The organism is Streptomyces sp. XY431, from assembly GCF_001279805.1.
GTDB classification, from domain to species: Bacteria; Actinomycetota; Actinomycetes; order Streptomycetales; family Streptomycetaceae; genus Kitasatospora; species Kitasatospora purpeofusca.
Map to the genome: position 1 here is coordinate 1 of NZ_LGDO01000223.1, position 2,516 is coordinate 2,516.

Annotated in this window: 2 protein-coding genes and 1 pseudogene; all 3 read right to left on the minus strand. The window is 70.0% G+C overall.

The features are described from left to right. Nucleotides 1-100: 100 nt before the first annotated feature. A complete protein-coding gene (locus ADK60_RS21155; RefSeq protein WP_053648106.1) occupies nucleotides 101-1,192 on the minus strand; it encodes an alpha/beta hydrolase in 1,092 nt (363 codons plus the stop codon). A gap of 499 nt (nucleotides 1,193-1,691) precedes the next feature. Next, nucleotides 1,692-2,282, minus strand: a complete 591-nt coding sequence (locus ADK60_RS21160) for a hypothetical protein (RefSeq protein ID WP_159400524.1) — start codon at nucleotides 2,280-2,282, stop codon at nucleotides 1,692-1,694. After that, nucleotides 2,279-2,516, minus strand: a pseudogene (locus tag ADK60_RS21165) (hypothetical protein); the annotation flags it as partial. The pseudogene ADK60_RS21165 and the gene ADK60_RS21160, both read right to left, overlap by 4 nt.

A 2,516-nucleotide genomic window follows, 5' to 3' on the forward strand; every position in this document is an offset into this window, starting at 1 on the left:
GGGTGAGCGCCCGCAGCGGCGGGTGAGCGCCCGGCGGACCGTCCGCCGACTGCGCCGGCCGCCGCAGGAGGCCGGCGCAGTCGGATCACGTGCGTGTGGGTCAGGTGGTGGCGAAGGCCCTCTCCAGGCGGGGGATGTAGTCCACCAGGTCCTGGGCCCAGCAGCCGGCGTTGTGGTCGCCGTTGCACTGGGTGCCCCAGCCGGCCCCGTCGCCGTAGCCCACGTAGTAGTAGGGCATGCCGAGCGCGTTCAGGCTGTCCCTGGCGTGCTTGTTCGCTCCCTCGATCCAGAACTCCGGGGCGAGCGGGTTTCCGCGGCCGCTGCCGGTGTAGATCGAGATGCCGATGCCTGCCAGCCTGGCCATGTGGGAGGCGGGGTCGGCCTCGTTCCACAACCGGTCGATGTTGAACACGGGGTAGGGCGAGCCGAACAGGGCATCGCTCGACACCGCAGGTGTGTAGCTTCCGGTGCAGTCGCCGCCGGTGGACGAGGAGGAGCCGCAGAAACCGCCGGGGGCGTTGGTCAGGGAGGCGACGATGGCCAGCCTCAGGTCCATCGACACTGCCGACAGGTCGAGGCCCCCCGACAGCGAGGCGACCTGGCTGAACAGTTCGGGGTGCCGCTGGGCGTAGCGCATGGCACCCAGGCCGCCCATCGAGATGCCCGCGACGGCACGGCCCTGCTTGGTCGCGACGGTGCGCAGGTTGTCGTCGATGAAGGGGATCACCTGGTCGAGATGGAAGGTTTCCCAGTTCTGCGCGCCGGCTGCGGTGTTCTGGTCACGCCAGTTGGCATACCAGCCCCTCGGGCCGCCGTCCGGGATGACCGTGATCATCGACGTGGAACTGGTCAGGGCCGGATAGGTCTGGTTGACCGGGCTGTCCGGTGAGCCGTGCAGGAAGTACAGCACCGGGTAGCGCTTGGTCGGCTCTGCCCAGTAGTCCCTCGGCAGAATGATCTTGATCGGGTGCTGCTTGGCGACCTGGGCCGTGGTCACGGTGATCACGAAGTCGGTGCTGGTGCCGGTCGCGCCGACCTGGGTCAGGCCGTGGCCGTCCGTCAGAACCGGCGGGGTCTGCGGGGAGGGCGGGTCCGCGTGAGCGGACATCGCGGACGGCGCCAACAGGGCGAGGACCGCAGCGGCGACGACCACCCAGGGCCGCAGGATCCGGCCGGGCAGGAATGAACTCATCAACGTTCCTTCGGAGTCGGGGTGACCGACGCGGGCCGGTCCGGAAAGGCAGAATGACGAGCATCCGAGTACCTGACGCTGACCGGGATCTCGGGGCTCGTGCGTCCGGTCGGCCGGATGTGCACGTTGCGTCGACCGTTCCCAACGTCGCCGTTGCGATGTCGAGGCGGTTCGGTCGTTTCGACGCAACGGACCACCGACCGCGACCGAGAGCGGCACCGATCCCCGACAGCATCAGGCAGTGCCCCCAGCATTTCGGATTTGCCGTCGGTCGGGCGAGGGCGCAGGTGCGGCGCACGCTGGCAGGCCGCGGTCAGGTCGGCGAGGTCAGCGCCTCGGTGGACTGTCGAATTGGGCCGACCGAGCCGCTGCCACCGCCGGGTCGCAAGGACGCATTCGCGCAGATCGCCGGTGTGTACGCGACGATCAATTCGAAGACCCGTGCGCACAGCGAGCACGAACGCCGCCTCGCGCAGGCGACGCAGGCACACGAGCACGGTCAGCGAGATCGGGACGTGCTCGCACGATGCGGCAGCACACGGGCCTGCGGGGGCCGACAAGGCCACCCTGAACTGTTCGGCCATCCGTTCGCAAGGCACGCTGCGCGGGAAGCAGGCGAGGCGAGGCGCTGGGCCGGCGCGACGGCCTCGTCGGCGCCGCCCCACAGGGCCAGCAGCGCGGCCCATTCCGTCGTCCATGCTCGGGGGTCGCGCCCGGCGGCGGGCAGCGGCTCGTCGGGTTCGCACCCGATGAGCCGAAGGGGAATGTCGGCCTGCGCCTCGCGCGGGACGAGGAGACCGTCGATGCCGAGACATTCACCGGTTCGCCCACCGCGGTGGCTCAGCGCATGGACTTCGAAGCGTGGCACGGTCGGCATGGTGCCGGGACCGGCGCCGCACCACACCTCGGCGCGCTCGACGACGCCGGTTCCCACAACGATGTCGACGAGGCCCGAATCGGCCGCGTTGGGCCGGTGGGTGATGACGACCGTGTCCACGAGGGCCCAGGCGAGCTGGGGCTGGTACTCGTCCCAGATCGCGACTTCCAGAGTGCCCAACGACCGCGTTGCCTCGTCGGGCCGGGCGATCACGTCGTGCCAGGGCCCTCGGGCGTGCACCCCCGTATCGTCAGGACCTCACGCGGTGGCGGCACCGGATCGACGAACAGGCCCTCGACGTCCGCGCACCGTCCCCAGTGTTCGATCTCGAGTTCCGGCTCCACCCGGCCCAGCAGGTACTTGACCGGGAAGCCATGTCCCCACGCGGCGTGATCCTCGCCCTGCACACAGCCTCCGGACAGTCCAACGATCTTGACGCGCCCGTAG